This is a genomic window from Dyadobacter frigoris, from assembly GCF_005280585.1.
Taxonomy (GTDB): Bacteria; Bacteroidota; Bacteroidia; order Cytophagales; family Spirosomataceae; genus Dyadobacter; species Dyadobacter frigoris.
Window position 1 is genome coordinate 142845 of sequence record NZ_SZVO01000014.1, and the last position, 25083, is coordinate 167927.

Genomic DNA, 25083 nt, shown 5'->3' on the forward strand with positions numbered 1-25083 from the left:
GTATTCACTTCTATTCTTAAAATATTGTCAAAATATAGCAACATTATGAAATTAAAACTGCTCGTTTATTCATTAGCATTTGTCGGTATTCACGCTGAGTCATTTAGTCAGGCATTTAATAATTTTCCGGTTACCACACAAAAACCTCCGCTTCATGCCAAACACTGGATGGGCATTACCGGAAAACCATTGGCTGCTACGGCCGGTGCCATGATTTTCAGTAAAGGTGGAAATGCAATTGACGCTTCCTGCGCTATGCTCGCTTCGACCTGCACAATGTGGGATGTACTAAGCTGGGGAGGTGAAACGCAGGCTTTGATTTATAATCCCAAAACCAAAAAAGTAATTGCACTTAATGCGATGGGCGTTGCGCCAACAGGTGCTACCGCCGATTTCTTTAAGGGAAAAGGAATGAAATATCCTCCGGAATATGGGCCGCTTGCTGCCACAACACCAGGAACAGCCGGCGGGTTAATGACAATGCTTGCAGAATATGGAACGATGAGCCTGAAACAGGTTTTAGCTCCGGCCATGCAATTGGCAGCAGGTTATCCGATTGAAGCCCAAACGGCAAATTCAATTGAAAGAGGAAAAGCTAAAATCAAAGAATGGCCTTATTCAAAAAAGGTTTTCCTGACCCATTTGGGTGAAAAAAGAGAGGCACCGGATGCAGGTGAAATTTTTGTTCAAAAAGATCTTCTGGCGACATTGCAAAAACTTGTTGATACCGAAGAGTTGGCTTTAAAAAAGGGCAAGACAAGAAAAGAGGCTATTTATGCTGCTTACGATCGTTTTTACAAAGGTGACATTGCCAAAGAAATCGCAAGAAGCTGCCAGGAACAAGGCGGACTGATCACTGAGCAGGATCTTGCCAACTGGAAAGTAAAAATTGAAGAACCTTTGATGACGAATTATAAGGGAATTGATGTTTACAAAATGCAGCAATGGACACAAGGCCCGGTGATGCTGCAGGCTTTGAACATGCTCGAAAATTTTGACCTGAAAAGTATGGGTTACAATTCCTCACGTTATGTACATACGTTGTATCAAACGATGAACCTTGCATTCGCCGACCGTGATTTTTATTATGGTGATCCGGCATTTGCACCGGCCGGGCCTATCAAAGGTTTACTGTCAAAGGAATATGCCAAAGAGAGAATCAAGCAAATTAACTGGGAAAAGAATGATCCTAAAATATTGCCAGGTGACCCTTATCCTTTTGAAGGCAAGACAAATCCTTACACCGACCAGATAAAAACCTGGGGAACAAAACAGCTTTCCATGAGAAATGATCATGGATTGGATGAAAAGTTTATGGAAGAATTCACTGCCGGAACTACTTCTGTGGAAGCGGCAGATGAGGAAGGGTGGGTGGTTTCGATCACGCCAAGTGGCGGTTGGGTTCCGGCTACCATCGCTGGAACGACAGGCGTAGGACTAAGTCAGCGTATGCAGAGCTTCGTGCTTGATGCAAAAGAAAATCCGTTTAACGTTGTTGAGCCCGGTAAACGTCCACGGGTGACGCTGACGCCAAGTCTGGCTTTGAAAGATGGAAAACCATTTCTTTCTTTTGCCAAACAGGCAGGCGATGAGCAGGATCAGTTACTGCTTCAATTTTTCCTGAATATCGTAGAATTTGGCATGACGGTTCAGGAAGCAACCGAAGCGCCAAGCTTTAAAACCTTGCAGATGTATGCCAGTTTTGGGGAACATGAAAAAGATCCGGGTGGATTAATTTTGAATGAAGGGATGCCGGATTGGACAAGAAAAGAATTGTCGCGGATGGGATACAAAAATTCATATCAGCCACGCACAAGTGGTCCTATCAATGCCATTTATTTTGACTGGATTCATGGAAGTATGTGGGGAGGTTCGAGTAACCATGGTGAAGATTACGGAATTGGCTGGTAGGGTTTTCTGCTTTTGGTAAAATATTGCATTAATACATTCGTCCATGAAGAAAATCATGGACGAATCTTTACACGAAAGCCAGCACCAATAAAACGGTAAAGTTTTGTCCTGTAATAAATTAAACTGAAACTGCCCTTATCTCAAGCCGCTCACACCAGCCCAGAAAGATTGTATAGGCTCCGTCCAGAATTTTCCGCTGTTCGGCAGGAAGCTGTGCGCTATTGGAACGGCAGGTAAGTGGGATTGGCAAGCCTCGTTTTTGTAAAAAATATTTGGAGCCGATCGGATAGAATTTTGAAATGACCGGTTCCATTTTTGCAATTTCATCCTGTATCCAGGATGCTTCCGCAGATCTTGACAGGTTATTCGCATTTTCACAAAGCCAGCTGTGAATTTCAGGATAGAAATTTCCGGATATTGGAGACAAACCCTTTGCTCCGTTTTGTAAGGCTTCCAGTGCAGTAGCCGAGTGTGCGTCATAAAATTCCATCTGCGTGCCGCGGCATATTTCAAGTTTGGCTTTTATTTGTGTTATATCTTCGGAGGTATCTTTGTGATAGATCATGCGCTTATTGGAAACCAAAAAACTGAAAACCTTTGGTGAAATGATGCGTTTATACGGTAGCGGACATTCGTAGGTACCCAGTCTCATGCTGCCGGTACGCTCAAACATTTTTTCGAAATTTTCGATCAAAACATCATCACTCTGATCTTTTCTTGCCAGATGACCGGAAATAAGGATCACCGCATCTACACCCGTATCATGGATTTTTGCAGCAAAAGCAGCCTTTTTCTTAACCGTTTCTCCAAATGACCCCGTAGAAACTACCGGGACTTTTCCATTTACATATTTGACCACATGTTTCGTCAGGGCGATGCGTTCTTCGTCAGTCATATAAAACATTTCACTACTCAAACAATTGGCAAAAAATCCTTTTGCTCCCGCGGCTAAATAAAAGTCTATCAATCTTGAAACCTTGTTAAAGTCAATTTTTGAATAGTCATCATAAGGAGTGATCATAACCGGAACAAATTTCCGAATATCCTTAACAGTGCTTTCAGTGGGCTTTTGTAAGAAAAAGGGTGTGCCTTGGGCTTGTAAAGCCTGAATTATTCCGGGTGCCAAAGTAATTCCCAAAGCTGCCGGTGCCATTTTTTCTAAAAATTCTCTGCGGGATAAGTTGCTGGTTATTTCCATTTCACATGAAGATTGAATTAGTACCCATTCTAAAACAAGTACTCAAAAACGTTACTTCTGGTCATGCTTCATTGAAATTATTTTTTTAAGAGGGCACTTCTTATCCCGTTCCGGATACACTTGCAATCAGCTGGTTGTAAATAGTTGTATTCGGATATTTAATATACTCTTGTCAAGATGATTTTCTAATATTTAGTCTTTTTTGAAAAAAAAATAGAACTAATCGAAGGCCTAACACATAGTCTGCCGCGTATATATAATTATTCATTTTTCACTTTTCAGATTGATATCAAAACGGGGGTGAGAAAGAAATATTCCAACCATAAAACCCAGGTATATTGCATGAAACAGAAAATTTTACCGTATTATGGTACATTCTTGGCATTTTTTTGCAAGAGATGTTACCTACTGGTTGCAGCTGCCGTTTTGACGGTTCCCGGTCATGCAGCTGAGACCATTAACAAAGAATTTAGGGATAGTGGAATGGTAAAAAGCAGCCTGGTTCTGACTGGTCAGCCCGATCTGCCTGCTGAGATTAAAGGGAAAGTAACCGACGAAAAAGGTGAGGCATTACCGGGTGTCAGCGTTTTGGTAAAAGGGACGCAGCAAGGAACAATAACCGACGGCAGCGGAGGTTTTTCGGTTAATATTCCGGAATCCGGCGCCGTGTTGGTCTTTTCGTTTGTCGGGTATAAAGCCCAGGAAATGAAAGTGGGAAATCTTACAAATCTCAGCGTTACCCTGGAATCCGATAGCAAAGCGCTCGATGAAGTGGTCGTTACAGCACTTGGTATCAAGAAAGAGGCCAAGTCACTTGGTTATTCTGTTACGAAAGTAAATGGAGAAGTTTTTACCAAAACAAGGGAAACCAACTTTGGAAACGCACTTGCCGGACGGGTTGCCGGTGTAAATGTTAGCGGAGTTGCTACGGGGCCAGCCGGAGCGAGCCGGGTAACTATTCGTGGGAATACGTCAATTTCAGGTGATAATTCGCCATTGTACATCATCAACGGTTTACCGATGGACAACACGCGATTTGGAGGTGTTAGCGGCGATAGCCCGGATTATGGTGATAACATTTCAAGTATCAACCCGGACGATGTTGAGGAAATTACAGTATTAAAAGGAGCTACCGCCGCGGCACTTTACGGTTCACGTGCAAAAAATGGTGCCATTGTTATCACAACCAAATCGGGTAAGGGTAAAAAAGGAATCGGTGTTGAAGTCAATAGCAACAATACTTTTGAGGTACCGTATTATTTATGGCAGCTGCAAAAGGAATATGGACAGGGATACGGAGGAGTAAAACCCGCAAGTCAGCAGGACGCGGCCAATCATTCGCAAAATCACTGGGGACAACTTTACGACGGTTCAGAAACAGTTCAGTTTGACGGTGTTAAGCGACCTTATTCTTACGTAAAAGATCAGGTACTGAAAGATTTTTATGCGACAGGTCATACCCGTTCAAATAATATTTCATTTTCCGGAGGCGGTGAAAAAGGTTCTTTTCGGGTAGGAGTTACCGACATGAGAAACCAGGGGATAATCCCGAATGCCACGATGAGAAGAGATAATATTCATTTGGGTTTAAGCCAGAACATTGCCAAAAATCTTGTGGTCACAGGAAATGTCGATTATATTAACGAACGCGTCGATAACCGTTATGTTTTCGGGGGAAGTAACAGCAATAGCGCGGCAACTATTTTGTATGTGAACAGCAATATGCCAACCAGCGCGTTGTCGCCGGGTTATGATGTCAATACTTTTAAAGAAAAAGTGCTTGGTACGGATCTTAATGCCACCAATCCATATTACGTTGTAAACCAAATTAAGAATAATTCTACCAAAGACAGGTTTATTTCCACCGTTAACTTACGTTGGAATTTATTCGATTGGCTGTTTATTCAAGGAAAAGCAGGTCAGGATTTTTACACGTTCAATACCAGCAAAATCGTCCCGGAAGGTACCGGGTACAGGCCAAACGGGCAGATTGATTTGTCGGGAATGAATTTTTGGGAAAGAAATTTTGAGGGCTTGATCGGTTTTAATAAAGATCTCAACAAGGATTTTGCACTTTCGATCAATCTGGGTGGTAACCTGATGTCGCAACACCGATATACTACTGCACTATCTGGTTCGGGTATCGTAATTCCGCGTCTTGAAGTGATCAATAATACTTCCACCCGAACGGTTTCTACGGGTATTTATGATAAAAAAATAAACTCTGTTTTTGCTACCGCAGAGCTTAGTTATAAAAACTATCTGTTCTTTAACGTAACAGGGCGAAATGACTGGTTTTCAACCTTAAATCCTAAATCAAATAATTTCTTTTATCCGTCTGCCGGGATCAGTTATGTGTTTTCGCAGGCGTGGAATATGCCTGAGGCTATTAGTTTTGGTAAATTCAGGGTTGCTTACGCTTCTGTTGGAGGTGATACAAACCCTTATCTTCTTAATCTGACTTACGGCTTGCTTCCATATAATTATGATGGAAGATCGCTAGGAAATATAAACCAGACAACCGTTCCCAACAGCAGTTTACGCCCGCTTAGCGTGAATGAATTTGAGGTTGGTCTGGATCTGCGGTTGTTTAAAAATAAGTTAGGATTTGATATCGCTGCTTATAATAAAATGACTACCAATGATATAGCCGTCGAAAGTATTTCAAGTACCAGCGGTTATTCCGGCGTTTCTGTGAACGTGGGTTCTATCCGAAACCGGGGAGTTGAGTTGCTGATCACTGCAAAACCATTTTCAAGTAAAAACTTCAACTGGGATATTTCTTTGAACACGGCTTACAACAAAAGCAAGGTGATCAAAATATCGGATCGTTCTACGGAGCTGATATTGGCAACATCAACCAAGGCTTTCATCAAACATATTCAAGGAAAAGAATATTCCCAGATTGTCGGCCGGACTATATTGAAAAATGCACAGGGACAAGATGTTATTGATGCAACAGGTTTGCCGATTGTTCCGGCTGGTGTCGTTTCGTTTGGTTCTGGAATTCATAAATTCACCAGCGGGATCACCAACAATTTTAGTTATAAGGCTTTCACATTGTCGGTTCTGGTTGACGGGAAATTCGGTGGAAAAATTTATTCTGAAACGGGCTACAATCTGGATCACCGCGGTATGTCTATCCATTCATTGCTTGGAAGAAAAGACGGAGCAGTTCTGCCCGGCGTAAATGAAAGTGGAGAAGTGAATAAAGTGCTAGTAACGGCTGATCGGGTTAACAACCGCGCCATTATTGTAAGAAGACGCGATGCGTTGGATGATTACATTTATGACGCGAGTTTTATCAAACTTCGCAACGTATCACTGACCTACAATTTACCAAAATATCTATTTCAAAAGGCAGGATTTATACAGGGAGCAAGTGTATCGCTTGTTGGCAGAAATCTTCAAATCCTGATGAAACATACGCCGGGTATTGATCCTGAGACGAATATTTCCGCAGGTAATGATCAGGGAATTGAAACAACCGCTTTGCCACCGACAAGGAGTTATGGCTTCAACGTGAACCTTAAATTCTAACCGAAAACAGATTTAATCAAATGGATATTAAAAAAATAAATACTCTGATATTTGGATGCAGTCTGTTTTTGGCGACAGCTTGTGATAATGGCTTTGAGGCACTAAATAAGGATCCGAACACCGTTACGGCGGACCGATTTAATCCTGCTTTTCTTTTTACAACAACACAACTTGGTACGGCTAAGGGAGACGAAAATACCGATCTGTATTATGCCCAGCCGTTCATCCAGCAATTTGCATCGCTTAGTAATGTGGGGATTTTTGATTTTCACGGCGACAAATATGTATACTATAAACCTAATAATGAATTGCTTTGGAAATCTACTTTTAACGCCACGGCAGGACCTTCCAAATTGATTCAGGATGTAATTCAGTTGTCAAAGGATAAAGCTCAGTATGCCAATCTTTATCATATGGCGAGGATTTGGAAAACGGTAATTTACCATCGCCTTACTGATATGTATGGTGATATTCCCTATTCAGAAGCCAGTTTGGGCTATTATCAGCAGATCTATAAACCCAAATACGATAAGCAGCAGGATGTTTATACCAATATGCTAACCGAACTTGAAGATGCAACAAGCAAACTGGATGCCAGTCAAACCCTTTTTGCTTCGGCTGATATTGCTTACAATGGAGACATAACCAAATGGAAAAAATTCGGTTATTCGATGATGCTTCGACTGGGTATGCGTTTGTCAAAAGTAGATCCGGCGTCCGCTCAGGCCTGGGTTAAAAAAGCGTACGCCGGTGGCGTTTTTACATCGGTTGATGATAATTTATTTATCAAAGGAACAGACAAACTTGGAACGCTGGAAGCTTTGACTAATGGTATGAGCTACACGCTGAGTGTAACATCCAGAAGTCCGGGGAAAATTGCCAAAACGTTTTTCGATTTTCTAAAAAGCCATAATGATCCACGACTGAAATATACGGTTGCAGTCTATACCGATCCAACCAACGTGGCTACTAAAAATACGGATCCTGCAGTGCAAAAAGGTCTTCCAAACGGGCTTGACCGGATTACTTTGGTAAAAGATCCAAGTTATGATCCCAATGCATCGGGCCAGGAACATCAATATTCCGGAGTTAACCGTGACGTTTATGCCAAACTGGATGGCCCGAGAATGTTTCTTACGTATGGAGAAGTGCAGTTTATGTTGTCTGAGGCTGCCGTTCGTGGCTGGATTACAGGGGATGCGCAGCAATTTTATAAAAACGGAGTTTCGGGGGCGATGAAAAATCTGGCAAAATATGATGCTTCTGCTACCATTTCGGACGCAGAAATTGCTACGTATTTAACTGCAAATCCTTTTGTGGGAATAGCTGATCAGGAGAAAGCTTTTGAACAGATTAATACGCAATACTGGGCAGCCACTTTCATGAACGGTTATGAGGCATTTGCGAATTTCCGTCGCTCTGGATACCCTAAATTAATTCCGGTAAATTATCCTGATAATGAAACGGGAGGAACAATTCCCCGCCGTTTGCGCTACCCGGATGATGAGCCTGTACTTAACGCAGACAGCTATAATGAGGCAGTGGCACGCCAGGGTGCTGATAATTATAAAATAAGAGTCTGGTGGGATAAATAGTTATTGGTAAAACAATCTGAAACCAAAAACGCCGGCTGTTTGTCATGACCGGCGTTTTTATCTTTTGAAGTTAATTTTTTATTAAAATACAAAACAGAAAATAATGCCGGGAGATTATTTTTCGTTTCTGATCTATAATTTTTATAGATTAATAATCAGTAACTTATAAATTATTTTTCCTTAATACATAACAAGTGGTTTTGTTTTTGAAATGATTGGCAGCCTTAAAAATACTTAGCCCAAACGAGTACACGGACAGAACAGGATAGTTAGTTTGGGGAAAATTTACTAATTGCCACTACATGGTAAATTTTCATTTTTTAGATAATTAGTTATATTTAGTTGCGATTATTTGTAATTTCCTGTATGCTTAGAATTTCAATATTTCTGCCCCTTATCGTTAGCCTTGTATTAACGCTGCAATGCTGTAACCAGGGTTCCTCAAATGAGGCAAAAGAAGAAAAAATACCGGAGAAAATCAGTTATAATTTTGATATAAGACCAATTCTGTCCGATAAATGTCTGGCCTGCCATGGTCCTGATGCCAACAAAAGAGCGGCAGGTTTAAGGATGGATGTGGAAGAAAGTGCTTTTCGGGCACTGAAAGAAAATCCGACAGCACATGCGCTGGTTGCTGGGAAACCAGAATTTTCACAAGCATATCTGAGGATTACTTCCAAAGATACGGCCTTATTAATGCCTCCGCCGTCTTCAAACCTGAAACTTTCCAACCATGAGATCAGCCTGATCGAAAAATGGATTAAGCAGGGGGGGAAATATGAAAAACACTGGGCTTTTGTGGCGCCTGTAAAACCTGCAATTCCGAAGGTAGCTATGAAAGAATGGCCAAGAAATGAAATTGACTATTTTATTTTGCAAAAACAGGAACAAAAAGGACTTGCGCCAAATCCGGAAGCGGATAAGGAAAGATTATTAAAAAGGTTAAGTCTGGACATTACCGGTTTGCCGCCGACACTGCAAATGATGGATAGTTTCCTGGCCGACAATAGCGCCGGGGCTTATGATAAAATGGTTGATAAACTAATGCAAAATCCTGCATATGGTGAAAAAATGGCACTTCACTGGCTTGATCTCGCACGTTATGCAGATTCCCACGGCTATCAGGATGACGGGTATCGTACGCAATGGCCCTGGCGCGACTGGGTAATTCACGCCTTCAATGAAAACATGCATTATGATGATTTTGTGACCTGGCAGCTGGCAGGAGATCTTATGCCAAAATCAACAAAAGAACAACTTTTGGCAACCGGATTTAATAGAAACCATAAAATTACGGAAGAAGGAGGTGTGATTCCGGAAGAGTACCGGATGATGTATGTTACAGATCGTAACGATATGTTTGGAAAGGGCCTACTGGGTGTTACGCTGGAATGTGCACATTGTCACGATCATAAATATGATCCTTTTTCCCAGAAGGAATATTACCAGATGTTCGCGTTTTTTAATAATGTGAAGGAGGTTGGTATTGAGTCAGTTATCGGCGGACCGGAGACGTATGCGAAAAAGCCATTGATGGAAATCAGTAATGATGATGCAAAAAGTATTTTGAAATTTGTAAATAAACAGGATACCAGCAGGCTGATCGTTTCAGTTATGGGCGACCTCGATACTACAAGAAAAACATATATCCTGAAACGGGGCGTGTATGATGCTCCGGGAGATGAAGTGCAGCCAGGTACGCCAAAATCTATTCTGCCATTTAACGATAAATATCCCAAAAACAGGTTGGGGTTATCCCAGTGGCTTTTTGATAAGAAAAATCCATTGACTGCAAGGGTTTATGTAAACATCTTATGGCAGGAATTTTTTGGGAGAGGTATTGTCAAAACTTCCGGAGACTTCGGTATGCAGGGGGAACTTCCTTCGCATCCTGCCTTACTTGATTGGCTTGCGTCCGACTTTATGGAGCACGATTGGGATATAAAAAGACTTGTAAAACAAATGGTAACTTCTGCTACTTACTGTCAATCAGCTGTTTTTACAAAAGAAAAGTTAGCGATGGATCCTGATAATGTTTATCTGGCCAGAGGTTCCCGCTATCGTATTCATGCAGAATTCATCAAAGACCTGGTTTTGTCAAGTAGCGGTTTGTTAAACAAAACGATAGGAGGGCCAAGTGTAAAACCGTACCAGCCGGCTGGATTATGGGAAGGCGCTACATCGGGCCGGGGATTATTGTCGGTTTATAATCAGGATCATGGAGGGAGCTTGTACCGAAGAGGGATGTATACGCTGATCAAGCGAACCGTTCCGCCTCCAACGATGGGCATATTTGATGCGAGTAACCGGGATTTGTGTGAAGTGAAAAGACTGAAAACAAACACGCCTTTGCAGGCACTGGTGATGATGAATGATCCCGCCGTTCTGGAAGCTTCCCGTGTTTTAGCAGCGAAACTTTTACAAGAAAAAACAGCATCGCAGGATAAGATCATCAAAGCGTTCCGACTGATTGTTTGTCGTAAACCAAGTGAAAAAGAAATTGAAGTTTTGACAGCATATTATAGCAAAGAGCTGAAAATTATGAAACCGGACGTGGCTGAAAAAATGATATCCGTTGGAGAATATCCGATTACTAAAAATGTGGATAGAAAATCGCTCGCCGCTTTAATGCGCGTGGTGTCGGCCATTTATAATCTGGAAGAAACGATAACAAAAACCTGATAATGATTAATTGTTGAGGGTTAATTGTTAATGGGTGGGGGGAATTATTAATCGCTAATAATCAAGCGCAATAAAGATTTTTAATTATGGAAAAGGAAATCCTGGAACATGGCCTGAATTTTAACAGGAGACGTTTTTTGTCTTCAATGAGTTTGGGAATAGGCGGCGTGGCGCTGGGTTCGCTTCTGATGCCAAATCTTTTTGACGGAACAGGAGCGGAGGAAGGACTTGCACCTGGCATCCCGCATTTTGCTCCAAAGGCGAAACGGGTTATCTATTTATTTCAAAACGGAGCACCTTCACAACAGGAATTGTTTGATTACAAACCGAAACTGAGAGATTTATTTGGCCAGGAAATACCGCCTTCTGTCAGGGGAACTCAAAGATTAACAGGCATGACTGCAAATCAGGCTTCTTTTCCATTGGTAGGTTCGTTTGTTGATTTCAAACAATACGGAGAATCCCGGGCGTGGATCAGCGATCTGATGCCCTACACTTCCAAAATTGTGGATGATATTTGCATCATCAAATCCATGTATACGGAGGCGATTAATCATGATCCGGCACTGACATTTTTGCAAACCGGTTCGCAGCAGGGAAACCGTCCGAGTATGGGTTCATGGCTTAGTTACGGATTAGGAAATGAAAATAAAAACCTTCCGAGTTTTACGGTTTTACTTTCCAGAGGCGTAGGAAACGGACAAGGTGTATATTCAAAATTGTGGTCCAACGGATTTCTTGATTCTGTCCATCAGGGTGTACAGTTTAGTAAGGGCGAAGATCCGGTACTTTATCTGCGTGACCCCGAAGGAATGAACAGAACGGACCGCAGGGATATGCTGGACAATATTTCTCAGTTAAATGATTTATCATATCAGGAATTTGGCGATCCGGAAATCACAGCCAAAGTAAAACAATATGAAATGGCTTACCGGATGCAAACGGCTGTTCCGGAAGTAATGGATTTGTCAAAGGAATCAGATGATATCATAAAATTGTACGGGCCTGATTGCCTGGTGCCCGGAACTTTCGCGGCTAACTGCCTTCTGGCAAGGAAATTATCGGAAAACGGCGTGCGTTTTGTTCAGCTTTATCATCAGGGTTGGGACCAGCACGGAAATCTTCCTTTTGAAATTGCAAAACAGGCAAAAGATGTAGATCAGGCTTCCGCGGCTCTGATAACGGATTTGAAACAAAGAGGTTTACTGGACGAAACGTTAGTGATCTGGGGCGGAGAGTTTGGCAGGACCAGCTATACGCAGGGAAAACTAACGACCGACAATTACGGCCGTGATCACCATCCGCGCTGTTTCACGATCTGGATGGCTGGTGGTGGTATCAAACCCGGCATTGTATATGGCGAAACTGATGAACTGGGATACAATATTGCCAGTAACCCTGTCCATGTGCACGATTTTCAGGCAACGGTTTTACATCAGCTTGGGCTTAATCATGAAAAACTTATTTTTAAACACCTTGGTCGAAGATACCGGCTTACCGATGTTTCTGGGAAAGTTGTGAATGATATTATCAGTTGAAAAAATCATGTTGTCGGTTAATTATTTGCCAGACAGCATTCAATTTTTAAAAATGACGATTAGCATTTGGCGGATAGTTTTTCAGAAAATATCCGTTTCCTAAACCTTGAAAATTAATTAACGAACCGGTTTTGTGATACATATAAGATTAAAAAGGTTTGCCGAGCAGATACTATTTGCGTCCAATATTTTTATAGCTTTTTTGCTTCTTTTTGAAAACAAACTGGTTATCCCGCCGTGGCTGCAAACGATCGGTCGCATGCATCCGCTTATTCTGCATTTTCCAATTGTAATTTTGCTTTTGGCGATGATCATGGAATTTTTCAGGTTTAGAACTGAAAACTCGGGCAATACTTTTTACAGGAATTATTCGCAAAACCTGCTTCTCGTAGGTTCTTTGTTCGCAGCGGTAACCGTAACAATGGGGCTTTTTCTTTCAAGAGAAGAAGGTTATTCAGGAGAGACTTTGATCTGGCATAAATGGACGGGTGCAGCACTGTTTTTTATTGCTTCTTTGATATATCTTCTTAGAAATAAAAGCTGGTATAAAGCTGCTACGGCGAAAGCTGCGGCGCTAATGACGGTCGTGGCACTTGTGCTCACAGGACATTATGGTGCGGCTATAACACATGGTGAAAACTTCATTTTTGAACCTGTTTCCAGCCAGAAAGAAATGGCAGCAATGCCGCTTGAAAAAGCAGAGGTATTCAAAGATGTGATCAAACCAATTTTTGAACAGAAATGTGTGAGTTGCCATAATCCTGATAAAATGAAAGGGGAATTGGTGCTAACGGATTCAAAATCAATTCTTAAAGGAGGTAAAACAGGTAAATTATTTGTGCCGGGAAACCCCTCATTAAGCCTTTTGCTGAAGCGCATACATTTATCAGTAGATGATAAAAAACATATGCCGCCGATTGGCAAAACGCAGTTAACAGCTGAGGAAATTACGTTGCTGGCTTTATGGGTAAAGGAAAATGCAGGTTTTAGCAAGAAAGTAATAGCGCTGCCTGCTACGGATTCATTGAGGATATTCGCTGTGGCCAGGTTAAAACCTGTTATAAAACAAGAAGAAGTCTTTGATTTTGCCGCCGCTGACGAAGAGACGATAAAAAAACTCAATAATGATTACAGAACGGTTTCTGAGGTGGCGCGGGAATCACCTGCATTATCGGTCAATATTTATAATAGAAGTGCGTTCAATGCCAGTCAGCTGGATGAACTTGAAGAAGTCAAAAAACAAATTGTATCGCTCAATCTTAACAAAATGCCGGTAAAAGATTCAGAGCTTAACCGCATTAGCAAATTTGAGAATCTAAGAAAACTTGATCTGAATTTTACTGATATTACTGCCAAGGGTTTGAAAGAACTTACCTCTTTAAAATATCTCTATAGCCTGGCTTTATCGGGAACAAAAATAAATTTCAAAGACCTAGAGGCCGTGATTCCGGCTTTTAAAAACCTGAAAACAATATCAGTTTGGGATACCGGACTTTCATCATCGGAACTTGAAAAGTTACAAAAAGCAAATGCTAAAATAAACTTTATCGGAGGTTTTAAGGACGATGGCAAGAAGCCCTTAAAACTTAATATTCCGCAAATTAAAAACAGTTCAACCATATTTTCGCAAACCATACCATTACAACTGAAACATCCTATCAAAGGTGTGGATATCAGATTTACAACAAACGGATTGGAACCAGACAGTATAAATTCTCCTGTTTTTGATGGCAAAACCATATTGAGCCAAAACACAACAATCAAAGCAAAAGCTTTTAAAACCGGGTGGCTGTCAAGCGACGTTGTTACTTTTGATTTTTTCAGGAGCGCTTACAAACCCGACAGCGTCAATCTGTTATTTCCGCTGGACCGTGTACATCAGGCAGAAGGTGCCAAGACATTTTTTAATAGTAAACTAGGCGTTATCGGTGCAAATAACCCGGCCTGGGCCAACAACTGGGCAGCTGTTAAAGAAAATGATATGACGCTGGTTTGTGAATTTAAAAAACCAGTGCCGATTTCGTCTGTGGGTTTGCATTATATGATCGAAGAAGACACTGGCATTTTCCCTCCTGAACTTGTTGAAATCTGGGGTGGATCCAATCCAAAACAATTGAAATTGCTCACCAAAATCACAGCCGCACTTCCATCTAAATGGGATAAACCATCACTAAAATCGGTAGAAGGGAAATTTAAAACCGAAACGGTCACGTATTTAAAAATAGTAGCCAAACCGTTAAAAAAAATGCCAAAATGGCACCGCGATAAAGATAAAAAAGCACTTCTACTGATCGACGAAATGTTTTTAAACTGAGCATATTACTATTTAAAATTATCATAAAAGAGAAAGAAAGAAGCCAAATAAATACATAAAAAGAGGAGCATAGAAAAAACTCTGTGCTCCTCTTTTTGTCTCCGTGGCCCTCCGTGTAACCTAAATTCCTTTTATATTTTTTGGACAGTAATAAGTTTGAAAAACACCTCAAAGCCAACGCCAAACAAACAGGCAAATAAGCAAAATTAAGCTGCTGAGGTAATATATTGCTTTACAGTCAGATTGAGCGTTTGCTGTATCACATTCCGGTTTTCCAACACTGCCCAGATATAATATTCCTTTTGAAAAGGCACAATCGAGAGCCAATAGTCATTTTCTCCTTTGGCGAATTTTATATAGAAATTGTTATCAAAAGTGAATGTCCCATAATTGTATACGTTATCAATTCCAGCTGCCGTATCGGAAATCCGCATCGCGCTGTGTCCAAAGGCGGAATAAACATCTTTTCCGGGACCGATGGAGAGAAGACTGATTTTGGAACTTGCAGTTAACTGAGCCGAGACAGGCTGGAGGGCGATATTTAAAAGGAAATATGACAGAGCACTTATAATCTTTAATTTCATTGAATTAACTCTTTACTGATGTATTTCCAAAATTCCACTGCTCGTGGTGACCTGACCGTTAAGTTGATAACTTTCGAGGGAATTGTAAAATCATTACATAAGAAACCTGTATTGCAACGGTCCTTTTTGAGACAAAGCCAGAAAAGGTAAATGCTTTTCCAAAACCGGGAAGCTCAACTTTGTAATCGAAATAAACCTAAAATTAATGTTGGCGGTTGCAGGTTTTATCAAAAATAAATGCATTCGGGGGATTTTTATATTTAATCAATTACAACTTTCTAAATTGTAGTTATTTACAATCCGGAACTTATTTAATCGCTGTCGGTGTTAGCAAAACATATCAGAAATTTTACAAACCGATGATGCCGCATAGTCAGTTTGAATTTAAATCAGGTATTGATTTAAGTCTGAGTTTTTCAGAACGTCATTTATAGAATATTTTTTTATACTATTTTCATTAATAAATCTATGCTGTCAGGCAACCGGAAAGCTTTGCTTGTTTTTCTGTGTACTATCGGTGCAAATGCATTTTCTCAAACCCTTAAACCAGGCCTGACTGGCATGGCGCCATCCAAATGGCTGACGATGCGATATACACATTCGCCAGGAAAAGTGTATGATTTTCCAAACGCAGGCGCCAAAAAATTTACACATGAAGAGTATTATTTCAGAGCCTGGCTTCCCGTTGTTCACAGTAAAAAAGTGACCATTCTTATGGGTCCAAATTACCGGACTGAGCAATTTGAATTGAAAACTCCGGGAGACAATCCAATCCCAAAAATGGCTGGCTGGAACCTTCGTTCGTATGCGATGGACGTAAATGCGCTGATAAAACTTGACAGTACTTCCTGGCTTGTTACGACTACAAATATCAATAAAAGCGGTAATCTGGCCGATTTAACTTTAAAACAAATACCAATCAATTATACGGTTTCAGCAACCTTTCTTCGCAAAAAATCTGTCAACAAGGAGATTGGATTTGGGGCGATGATCAATAAAAGTTATAAACTGACGGTGCTCCCCGTTTTTGTATTTAATTACAACTACGCTGAGAATGCCGGTATTGAAATGATGCTGCCCAAAAGAATAGCTTGGAGAAGAAATTTATCACCCAATGATATCATTTATCTTAAGGCAGAAACTGTAAGCAGAACCTATTATGTGAATCCTGCAAACAATGATTTGCCAGGTGTATACCGCCGTGTGGATGTTGATATGGGCATAAGCTATAACAAAAAACTCGGCAATTTTGGTGGTGTTGATATCATGGCAGGTTATAGAAAAAATTTAAGTACGAGAATGGTTGAGGGTGGGATTCCTATTAAAACATCCGGCCTGGCTGTAACGGTTGATTTTTATATTCAGCCCCCAAGATTTCATAAAAAGAAATAAAATTTGATATCCGATTATATACGACTTCAAAAAACAGGGTGAAAATCTCCTTGTTTTTTGAAGTTTTTTTTATCAAATTTTTTATAATCAATTTAAGGTCAGATTTTAGATTTAGAAAAAATTCAAAATTGACTTCTATGTTTACCTGCCTTATTGTTTGTATGAAAACGTTTAACATACTACGTTCCATTGCAATCGAATTATTTGGAACGATTTTCGAAATTCGTTTTCATTGAATACCTGATCAAAGTTTGCGTAGAAATTAATTTCCAATGATTTCCTTGCGATGTGCCAGTCCCCAAAAATGCAGTTCTTCCATTACCTTTTCGAGTGACTTTCCGTGCTCCGTAATGCTGTATTCGACCGTTGGTGGAAAGGTGTCATAGACATTTCTTTTAAGCAATTTATTTGCTTCCAGATTTTTTAGTTCTTTGGACAGCGTTTTGTCTGTAATTCCGGTAACCTCTTTTGATATTTGTTTAAATCGCTTAGGCCCCGTCGACAAAGCAAACAAAATCAAGAGCTTCCATCTGCCTTCCAGAGCTTCCAAAGCGTCTTTGATAGAAAGGGCAGTTTTGGGACATCCGCCTGTGGTGAGCATTTTATTTTCTGGTTTTAAATTTCACGATACTATCACTTTTGATAGTGCTATCCAAAGTGGAAGCGCTATCAAATGGAAAGCAAATATAAGTAGGTTTGTAACACAAATAAAAACCTTATCAAAAGATGACAGACCCGCAAAAATCCTCAAAAACAATGAATATCATGCTTTGGATAGCACAAGTACTGCTGGCAGCCTTTTTTATCATGGGTGCAGTAATGAAATTTATGCCAATTGAAAAAATATCCGCTAAGATGCCGTGGACAGGACAGGTCCCGGCCTTGGTTGTAAGAATTCTCGGAGTGATCGATTTATTAGGCGCTCTTGGTTTAATATTTCCGTTGTTGCTTCATATTAAACCAAAATTAACGCCCTGGGCTGCTATCGGTATTATTTTGATGATGATTTGTGCAATTGTTTTTCATGTTTCGAGAGGGGAGGAATCGGTGATTGGGGTGAATTTGTTTTGTATTGTTTTGTATTGTTTTGGCGGGATTTGTGGCTTGGGGGAGGTTTGGGAAGATTCGCAGTAAATGAAAACTATTTCGGACTTAGCATTAAAAGTTTAAACTGTTTAATTATTAAGTTTGAGAGATCCCATTTTTGTGATAGATTATGTGAAAATACAAGTATGGTTAAAAAAAGCGATTTTGTAGATACCTAAAAGAATTATTTAAATGTCAGATAGATCTAAAAATAACTGAAATTATTAGTGATTCATAAATAGGGAATTTCGAATCACTAAGCCCCATGATCATCGCATTTTCCCTAAATTAAATATTGCAGCAACTTCATTTGGCTTACGTAGAATTGGTATTTTATCACAATTTACACAGATTTAACCCAGATAATTTTTTCCATTTAATACAAAATCCTATCTTGAAACAGTTTATTATCAACCATAATTAAACCCAAAAACATGGCTAAGATCACTGTAAAAGACGGTGCCGAGATTTATTACAAAGATTGGGGAACAGGGCAGCCGATAGTTTTTCATCACGGCTGGCCGTTATCCGGCGACGATTGGGATGGACAAATGATGTTTTTCCTGAACCTGGGATATAGGGTTATTGCACATGATCGCAGAGGGCATGGAAGATCTTCGCAGACTTCCGAGGGACATAATATGGATACCTATGCATCCGATGTAGCAGAACTTACAAAAGCGCTTGACTTGAAAGATGCAATTCACGTTGGTCACTCAACGGGTGGAGGTGAAGCTATTCACTATGCAGCAAAGTTTGGAGAAGGCCGCGTAGCGAAAGTTGTACTTATCAGTGCCGTTACGCCATTAATGGTACAAACGGCTGACAATCCCGAGGGTATTCCAATATCTGTATTTGATGAAATACGGGAAGGAACTGCCACAAAACGGGCACAATATTTTCAGGATTTTACAATCCCGTTTTATGGATATAACCGTGAAGGAGCAACAATATCCCAGGGTATCCGGGATAACTGGTGGCGACAGGCGATGATGGGCGGAATAAAGGCGCATTATGACGGAATCAAAGCGTTTTCAGAAACAGATTTTACAGAAGATCTTAAAAGTGTAGACTTTCCTGTTCTTGTTTTGCACGGTGAAGATGACCAGATCGTTCCATTTCCGATTTCGGGAGCAAAGGCTGTGAAACTTTTAAAAAACGGAAAGCTTATTTCATACCCTGGTTTTCCTCACGGTATGCCTGCAACAGAAGCAGCTACGATCAATAAAGATCTTTTGGATTTTTTTAAATCCTGATAATAAAAGGTTTTAAAAAAAATCTGCTTTTAAAATAAAACATTGCGCTGTTTTGACCAAAAAGTCACTAGCAGCGCAATGTTTATAATAACGTAATTAGCCCGGTCTGAATTACTTGATTGCAGCAATGGCAGCTGAGTAATCCGGCTCCTGTCCAATTTCCGGCACTTGCTGTTCATAGACGATTTTTCCTTCCGGATTAACAACAATCACTGCACGACTTAGCAAACCTTTCATTGGTCCATCCGCGATTTGAACACCATACGAAGTTCCAAAATCAGTTCTGAAATCAGAAAGCATCACAACATTGTTGATTCCTTCGGCTCCGCAAAAAGCTTTTTGAGCAAAAGGCAGGTCTTTGGAAATACAAAGCACAGTTGTGTTTTTCAGGCTGGCAGCGTCTTCGTTAAATTTTCTTACCGATTTGGAGCAAACACCTGTATTGACGCTCGGGAAAATGTTCATGATAATATATTTCCCTTTGTATTCTGATAACGATTTGTCTTTAAGATCAACCCCTGTTAAAGTTAAATTTTTAATCTCGGTTCCGACAACGGGAAGCTTTCCAACCGTATGGATCGTATTTCCTCCCAATGTGATAGCAGTGCCGGTTTGTGCAAAAGAGCTTCCCGTTACGAAAACTCCAAGAAGCCCAATAAATAGAATTTTGACGGTAGATGAAGATTTTTTTATGCTGGCCATGTAGATTATTTTTATAAAAATGAATCTTCGAATGTACAAATAAAACCGATATCACAACTTATTTATCTGGCTTTCTGATTAAGTTGGTTTAACGACGAAAAAATGACATTTTTGTAGTAGGTCACATTCATCACATTTAACAAATACCACCGTGCTTACCGACATCAATCCAAAATTGCCCATGCGTGATAAAGCCGTCACCAAAGACTTTTATTTAAATAAGTTAGGTTTCGAACAATTTGGCAGTGATATCTACGAGGATTATTTAATGGTAAAAAAAGATAATATTCAGATTCACTTTTTCGAGTTTAAAGAAATTGACCCAAAAGAAAACTACGGGATGGTTTATATCAGGACGAATGATATAGAAAAGTGGTATCAGTTGGCTCTTGACCAAAAAGTAAGTATACCAACAGCAGGGCATCTGCAAATAAAGCCGTGGCGTCAAAAGGAATTTGCAATACTTGATCCGGATAGTAATTTGTTGACTTTTGGGGAGAGTTTGTGATTGCGTTTTTTATCAAACTATCTGGAAAATATCAATTTACAACCTTACGAATATGCCATAAGGTATCCGCACTAAGATCTATTTCCTCGTTTTTCCAGGAAACAAAATATTGATTATTTCTAACTTGTTTAAAATTATTAATATCCTGCAACCATTGAAAAGCCTCGGATTTCAAATAAGGCTTGATATCTGCATTTCGTTTACCGCCATCATCGAAATAACATTCCAGAGAATATCCATCTGTTGCTTTTAGGTTTTTGATGGTTCTCATTGTCACAGTGTGTTATTATTTCTATAAATATACTGGATCTGCCAGATATCTTTCAAATTTGAAAGCTCTTGTATCAGCAGGTACTGTTTCAGCATTATAATTCCAAAACTCCTGCTTTCAAGTCCGAAGGACTGACAGTATTATAGAAGATTCAAATTCTCGCATGATTTTTTAACCACGAAGTGGTGGCATAAATCTTTTTTGGCAATCCGAACTGACGCTAACTCCCAATCCCCTCAATTCCGGCTACAACAAAAGTAGATTCAACTACATCCAAACGTTAATCGCTGCCGAACTTTGTTGCATCAAACAAACGGAAGAAAATGAAAATCATAATAACAGGTTCATTAGGACACATCAGCAAACCACTGACGGAAGAATTGGTACAAAAGGGACATGCGGTTACGGTAATCAGCAGTAAGTCTGAAAAAGAAAAGGAAATTGAAGAGCTCGGTGCCACTGCGGCTATTGGCTCATTGGAAGACGTTGACTTTCTGATTAAGATTTTTAACGGCGCAGACGCTGTGTATAGTATGGTTCCGCCTGCCAATTACCTCGATCATAACCTTGATCTGCTTGCGTATTATCATAATCTTGGTAACAATTATGCGCAGGCTATTAGTCATTCAGGCGTAAAAAGACTGGTGAATCTCAGTACTTTTGGTGGTGATCTGGAAAAGGGCAATGGTATTTTACGCGGTGCGCATGATGTCGAAGAAATTTTGAATAAGTTACCAGAAGATATCGCTATTACGCACGTTCGTCCGACTTCTTTCTTTTACAACCTGTATGCTTACACGAATATGATAAAAGAGGTAGGGCTGATCGCAGCAAATTATGGAGCTGATGATGTGATTCCCTGGGTTTCTCCATTTGATATTGCGGTTGTCGTAGCTGAAGAATTATTGGTACCTTCAACTGGCAGAAAAGCCCGGTATATAGCGAGTGAGGAGCTTACGGGAAGTGAAACTGCCGCCATTTTGGGTGCCGCGATTGGGAAACCCGACCTGAAATGGATTATCGTTCCTGACGAACAGGTACAAAGTAGTCTTGAAGGAATTGGAATGAATCCGGAAATTGCCGCTGGTATGGTTGAAATGTACGGCAGTCTGCATAGTGGCTTACTTGCGGAAGACTATTACCGTAATAAACCGGCAGCTATGGGCAATGTGAAACTGACGGATTTTGCAAAAGAATTTGCTGCTGCATTTAATAAATGATTACATTGTAATATGGCAAATATGGAACCTTTCAGAGTTAAAACGATTGCTGAGTGGCATCAGTTGAGGTATTTACCTAAACCTGAGCATCCTTTGATCAGTGTGATTAACTTCGGGAATGTGACGCGGCTTCGTGAGGAAGAGCCCAAAAGTATTATTAACGAATTTTATACGATTGCACTCAAAAGGAGTTTCAAAGCGAAGATGAAATATGGCCAGCAGGAATATGACTTTGATGAAGGTGTCATGTTTTTCATTTCTCCTGGCCAGGTCTTTTCCATTGAAGCGTCAAGGGAAATAAAACATTCCGGGTGGTCATTACTAGTTCACCCGGATTTTCTCTGGAATACTTCCCTGGCTCAGAAAATAAAGAAATACGAATATTTCAGCTATGCAGTTCATGAAGCTCTTCATCTTGCTGAAAAAGAAGAGGCCATGATTGCGGCTATTATGCAGAATATTGAACATGAGTATCATTCCAATATTGATAATTTCAGCCAGGATGTTATCATTGCCCAGCTGGAATTATTGCTGACTTACGCTGACAGGTTTTATAACCGCCAGTTTATAACCCGAAAAATAACTAATCATAAAATTCTAAATCGACTGGAAGAAATCCTAACAGTGTATTTTAACAGCGATTCTTTGGAGAAAAACGGATTGCCCACTGTTCAGTACGTAGCGGGTGCATTAAACGCATCGCCAAATTATTTAAGCGGTTTGCTCAAAACGCTAACGGGGCAGAGTACCCAGCATCATATTCATGATAAATTGATTGAAAAAGCAAAGGAAAAATTATCGACCTCGGATTTATCGGTAAGTGAAATTGCATTTGCTTTGGGGTTTGAACATTCTCAGTCGTTCAGCAAATTATTCAAAAATAAAACCAATTTCTCTCCTTTGGAATTCCGGCAATCTTTTAATTAACATACTTTGCAGCTATAGAAAAAGTTATAAAAATCATGGGAAAGCCAGTTTAGAATTGACGTGGATAGTTAAACAAAAGACCTTCGGAATCATTGATTTTGAAGGTCTTTTGTTTAACCGCTAATCTTGTTTTATAACTTTTCAAATTTGAAGAAGATATTTTGTAAAAAAAATTGAAATGAAACATTGACAACGGGTCGGGATGGAGCAAAAGAACATGATCCTTGTATAGCGTAGGTTTACACCGTTAGATAGGTATATTACCATTTAGCAATATGATTAATCTAAAACTTTGCATTGTAAATCATCTGTTTTTTGAATCAATATTTACAAATAAGAGGCATTTGATTATCCTTAGTTATGAGGTCAGCGGTACCGGATAATTTTGGAGAAAAGTGGAATATGATTTTTTGTAGAAATCAGAAATTGCTTCCGGAGTAACTGATGTTTTTAGATTTAAATAATGACCGTCAGTTCTAGTGATTGACATTGTTTTTATGTTTATATTAAATATTGTTTTATTACAACGAACGCTAATATGTGTGAATATTTTAATTTCATTTTAATTTGGCTTTAATACCACGCTAATCAATGTTGACGCTATTTGTAACCAGAACACAACCATTATCGAACGATCACCTCTTATCAGTTTAAAGTTTTGCGGCGCATGATAAAGAAACTTAGATTCATTTTACCATTATTTATTGTTTTGTTGAGTGGATACATTCAACACGGCAGTTATGGAAATAGTGAGTCTGTTTTACTTTCTGCATTAAAAGATTTTGAAGGATCGGTATTTAACAATTGTGTTAGCCTGCAAACCAATCAGGTTTTTTTTATCCAGTCTTTACCGTCTGATACAGAAAGTGGAAATTTTAAGAATCATGCCACGGCTATTGAGGAAAAAGATGAAGAACTGGTTGCTTTCAAAAGATATTTAGCGTTCAGTAACGAACTTTACACTGCTTCATATACGCACACGCCGGGAGGCTTTCGATATTTTGTCAAACATCGGTTATTTTTCCCGAAGAATTTTTCTTATTTTCAATCTCACAAAGCCCTCTATCTTTTGTTAAAGGTTTTCAGAATTTGATATTAGAAACCAATCAGGCAAGTTGAAATTGCCAATTCTGCTATTTTTTATCGTATAGTTTACTAGAACGTACAGCAGAAAGAGAATACAAATATGTTAAGACAAACATATTTTTAACAAGAATTACCAAAACTCATATAGTATTAAATAGCAAAATCATCATGAAGAGAATTCTCATGGTCATGAGCTTGTGTGCGTTGTTGCTACATACAAGCTGTGAATCAAAAAAGGAAGAAAAGGAAGAAGAAGTGGATTACCTGGTTACTAGTCCTTTGCAAAAAGATACATTGGTTACCAAAGAGTATGTCGCTCAAATTCATGCCATTAGCCACATTGAGCTGAGAGCTTTGGAAAAGGGTTATCTTCAGAAAATCTATGTGGACGAGGGACAGTCGGTGAAGAAAGGCCAGCTTATGTTTCAGATCATGCCGATGATCTACCAGGCAGAAGCACAAAAAGCTCAGGCAGAGGCCAATTTCGCTGAAATTGAATATAAAAACACAAAATCCCTTGCTGATAGCAATGTCGTTTCAAAAAATGAACTTGCTTTAGGTAAAGCCAAATTTGATAAGGCAAAAGCAGAACTTGGATTAGCTAACGTTCATTTAGGATTTACTGAGATCAGAGCTCCATTTAATGGTATGATGGATCATTTCCAGGGAAGACTTGGAAGTCTTGTTAATGAAGGGGATTTGCTTACAACATTATCAGACAACAGTAAGATGTGGGTCTATTATAATGTACCGGAAGCTGAATATCTGGATTACAAAACGAAGATAAGCAAAGAAGGTCCTTTGAAAGTTGAATTGTTAATGGCTAACAATAAGTTATTTGATTATCCGGGTTTTGTTGAAACGATTGAAGCCGATTTTAACAATGAAACTGGAAATATTGCTTTTAGAGCTACATTCCCTAATCCAAAAGGCTTGTTGAGACATGGCGAAACGGGTAACATTCAGGTTAAGCTACCCTTTAAAGATGCGCTTATCATCCCTCAGAAAGCCACTTTCGAGGTTCTTGAAAAGAAATATGTTTATGTGTTGGATAAAGACAATGTGATTAAATCAAGAGAGATAACGATAGCAGCTGAACTGCCGCACATTTTTGTCGTTAAATCCGGTTTGAATAAGAGTGACAAAATCCTTTTGGAAGGTTTACGCCAGGTACACGAAAATGAGAAAATTCATACAAAATTCGTGAAGCCTGATTCTGTTATCTCTCATTTAAGTCTATATGCCGAATAGTTAGGTATTTAAAAAAGTAAAA

General features: G+C 39.7%; 19 protein-coding genes. 14 read left to right on the top strand and 5 right to left on the bottom strand.

The window, feature by feature from the left end; genetic code table 11:
* The first annotated feature begins 45 nt into the window (after positions 1–45).
* Entirely contained in the window at positions 46–1911 is a 1866-nt protein-coding gene (locus FDK13_RS26025; protein ID WP_137342944.1) for a gamma-glutamyltransferase family protein, read from the top strand.
* Positions 1912–2029: 118 nt separating this feature from the next.
* On the opposite strand, the gene FDK13_RS26030 is transcribed toward FDK13_RS26025, so the two are convergent.
* Positions 2030–3109 (bottom strand): dihydrodipicolinate synthase family protein, encoded by a 1080-nt coding sequence (locus FDK13_RS26030; protein WP_137342945.1) that lies wholly within the window; start codon positions 3107–3109, stop codon positions 2030–2032.
* Positions 3110–3451: 342 nt separating this feature from the next.
* Here FDK13_RS26030 and FDK13_RS26035 point away from each other — a divergent pair, with 342 nt between their 5' ends.
* From FDK13_RS26035 to FDK13_RS26055, 5 genes are all read left to right on the top strand, one after another.
* Entirely contained in the window at positions 3452–6649 is a 3198-nt protein-coding gene (locus tag FDK13_RS26035; protein ID WP_137342946.1) for a SusC/RagA family TonB-linked outer membrane protein, read from the top strand.
* Positions 6650–6669: 20 nt separating this feature from the next.
* Complete coding sequence (locus FDK13_RS26040) at positions 6670–8244, top strand: SusD/RagB family nutrient-binding outer membrane lipoprotein (RefSeq protein ID WP_137342947.1); 1575 nt, start codon at positions 6670–6672, stop codon at positions 8242–8244.
* A 366-nt stretch (positions 8245–8610) separates the two neighbouring features.
* Positions 8611–10926, top strand: a complete 2316-nt coding sequence (locus FDK13_RS26045) for a PSD1 and planctomycete cytochrome C domain-containing protein (RefSeq protein ID WP_137342948.1) — start codon at positions 8611–8613, stop codon at positions 10924–10926.
* A gap of 86 nt (positions 10927–11012) precedes the next feature.
* Positions 11013–12464 carry a DUF1501 domain-containing protein gene (locus FDK13_RS26050; protein ID WP_137342949.1) on the top strand — a complete coding sequence of 484 codons (1452 nt, stop codon included), beginning with the start codon at positions 11013–11015 and terminating at the stop codon, positions 12462–12464.
* Positions 12465–12597: 133 nt separating this feature from the next.
* Entirely contained in the window at positions 12598–14778 is a 2181-nt protein-coding gene (locus FDK13_RS26055; protein WP_310589952.1) for a c-type cytochrome domain-containing protein, read from the top strand.
* A gap of 206 nt (positions 14779–14984) precedes the next feature.
* Here FDK13_RS26055 and FDK13_RS26060 read toward each other — a convergent pair whose 3' ends face one another.
* On the bottom strand, positions 14985–15362 hold the full coding sequence (locus FDK13_RS26060) for a lipoprotein N-acyltransferase Lnb domain-containing protein (RefSeq protein ID WP_137342950.1): 378 nt from the start codon (positions 15360–15362) through the stop codon (positions 14985–14987).
* Positions 15363–15830: 468 nt separating this feature from the next.
* Here FDK13_RS26060 and FDK13_RS26065 point away from each other — a divergent pair, with 468 nt between their 5' ends.
* Positions 15831–16754, top strand: a complete 924-nt coding sequence (locus FDK13_RS26065) for a DUF6268 family outer membrane beta-barrel protein (RefSeq protein WP_220417429.1) — start codon at positions 15831–15833, stop codon at positions 16752–16754.
* Between the two features lie 262 nt (positions 16755–17016).
* Here FDK13_RS26065 and FDK13_RS26070 read toward each other — a convergent pair whose 3' ends face one another.
* Positions 17017–17355, bottom strand: coding sequence for a winged helix-turn-helix transcriptional regulator (locus FDK13_RS26070; RefSeq protein WP_137342951.1), 339 nt, complete (start codon positions 17353–17355; stop codon positions 17017–17019).
* 125 nt (positions 17356–17480) lie between these two features.
* On the opposite strand from FDK13_RS26070, the gene FDK13_RS26075 reads away from it, so the two are divergent.
* Both FDK13_RS26075 and FDK13_RS26080 read left to right on the top strand, forming a co-directional pair.
* A complete protein-coding gene (locus FDK13_RS26075; protein WP_229216221.1) occupies positions 17481–17888 on the top strand; it encodes a DoxX family protein in 408 nt (135 codons plus the stop codon).
* A 386-nt stretch (positions 17889–18274) separates the two neighbouring features.
* Complete coding sequence (locus FDK13_RS26080) at positions 18275–19096, top strand: alpha/beta fold hydrolase (RefSeq protein WP_137342952.1); 822 nt, start codon at positions 18275–18277, stop codon at positions 19094–19096.
* A 111-nt stretch (positions 19097–19207) separates the two neighbouring features.
* Here the strand turns inward: FDK13_RS26080 and tpx are convergent, their stop codons facing one another.
* Positions 19208–19798 (bottom strand): thiol peroxidase, encoded by a 591-nt coding sequence (tpx, locus tag FDK13_RS26085; protein WP_137342953.1) that lies wholly within the window; start codon positions 19796–19798, stop codon positions 19208–19210.
* 151 nt (positions 19799–19949) lie between these two features.
* On the opposite strand from tpx, the gene FDK13_RS26090 reads away from it, so the two are divergent.
* Positions 19950–20306 carry a bleomycin resistance protein gene (locus FDK13_RS26090; protein ID WP_137342954.1) on the top strand — a complete coding sequence of 119 codons (357 nt, stop codon included), beginning with the start codon at positions 19950–19952 and terminating at the stop codon, positions 20304–20306.
* 31 nt (positions 20307–20337) lie between these two features.
* Here the strand turns inward: FDK13_RS26090 and FDK13_RS26095 are convergent, their stop codons facing one another.
* Positions 20338–20577: a DUF2442 domain-containing protein gene (locus FDK13_RS26095; RefSeq protein ID WP_137342955.1), complete on the bottom strand. Its 240-nt coding sequence runs from the start codon at positions 20575–20577 to the stop codon at positions 20338–20340.
* A gap of 323 nt (positions 20578–20900) precedes the next feature.
* Here FDK13_RS26095 and FDK13_RS26100 point away from each other — a divergent pair, with 323 nt between their 5' ends.
* From FDK13_RS26100 to FDK13_RS26115, 4 genes are all read left to right on the top strand, one after another.
* Positions 20901–21797 carry an NmrA family NAD(P)-binding protein gene (locus tag FDK13_RS26100; protein WP_137342956.1) on the top strand — a complete coding sequence of 299 codons (897 nt, stop codon included), beginning with the start codon at positions 20901–20903 and terminating at the stop codon, positions 21795–21797.
* 12 nt (positions 21798–21809) lie between these two features.
* A complete protein-coding gene (locus tag FDK13_RS26105; RefSeq protein ID WP_137342957.1) occupies positions 21810–22724 on the top strand; it encodes a helix-turn-helix domain-containing protein in 915 nt (304 codons plus the stop codon).
* A gap of 667 nt (positions 22725–23391) precedes the next feature.
* Positions 23392–23817, top strand: coding sequence for a hypothetical protein (locus FDK13_RS26110; RefSeq protein ID WP_137342958.1), 426 nt, complete (start codon positions 23392–23394; stop codon positions 23815–23817).
* A 161-nt stretch (positions 23818–23978) separates the two neighbouring features.
* On the top strand, positions 23979–25061 hold the full coding sequence (locus FDK13_RS26115) for an efflux RND transporter periplasmic adaptor subunit (protein ID WP_137342959.1): 1083 nt from the start codon (positions 23979–23981) through the stop codon (positions 25059–25061).
* Positions 25062–25083 lie beyond the last annotated feature (22 nt).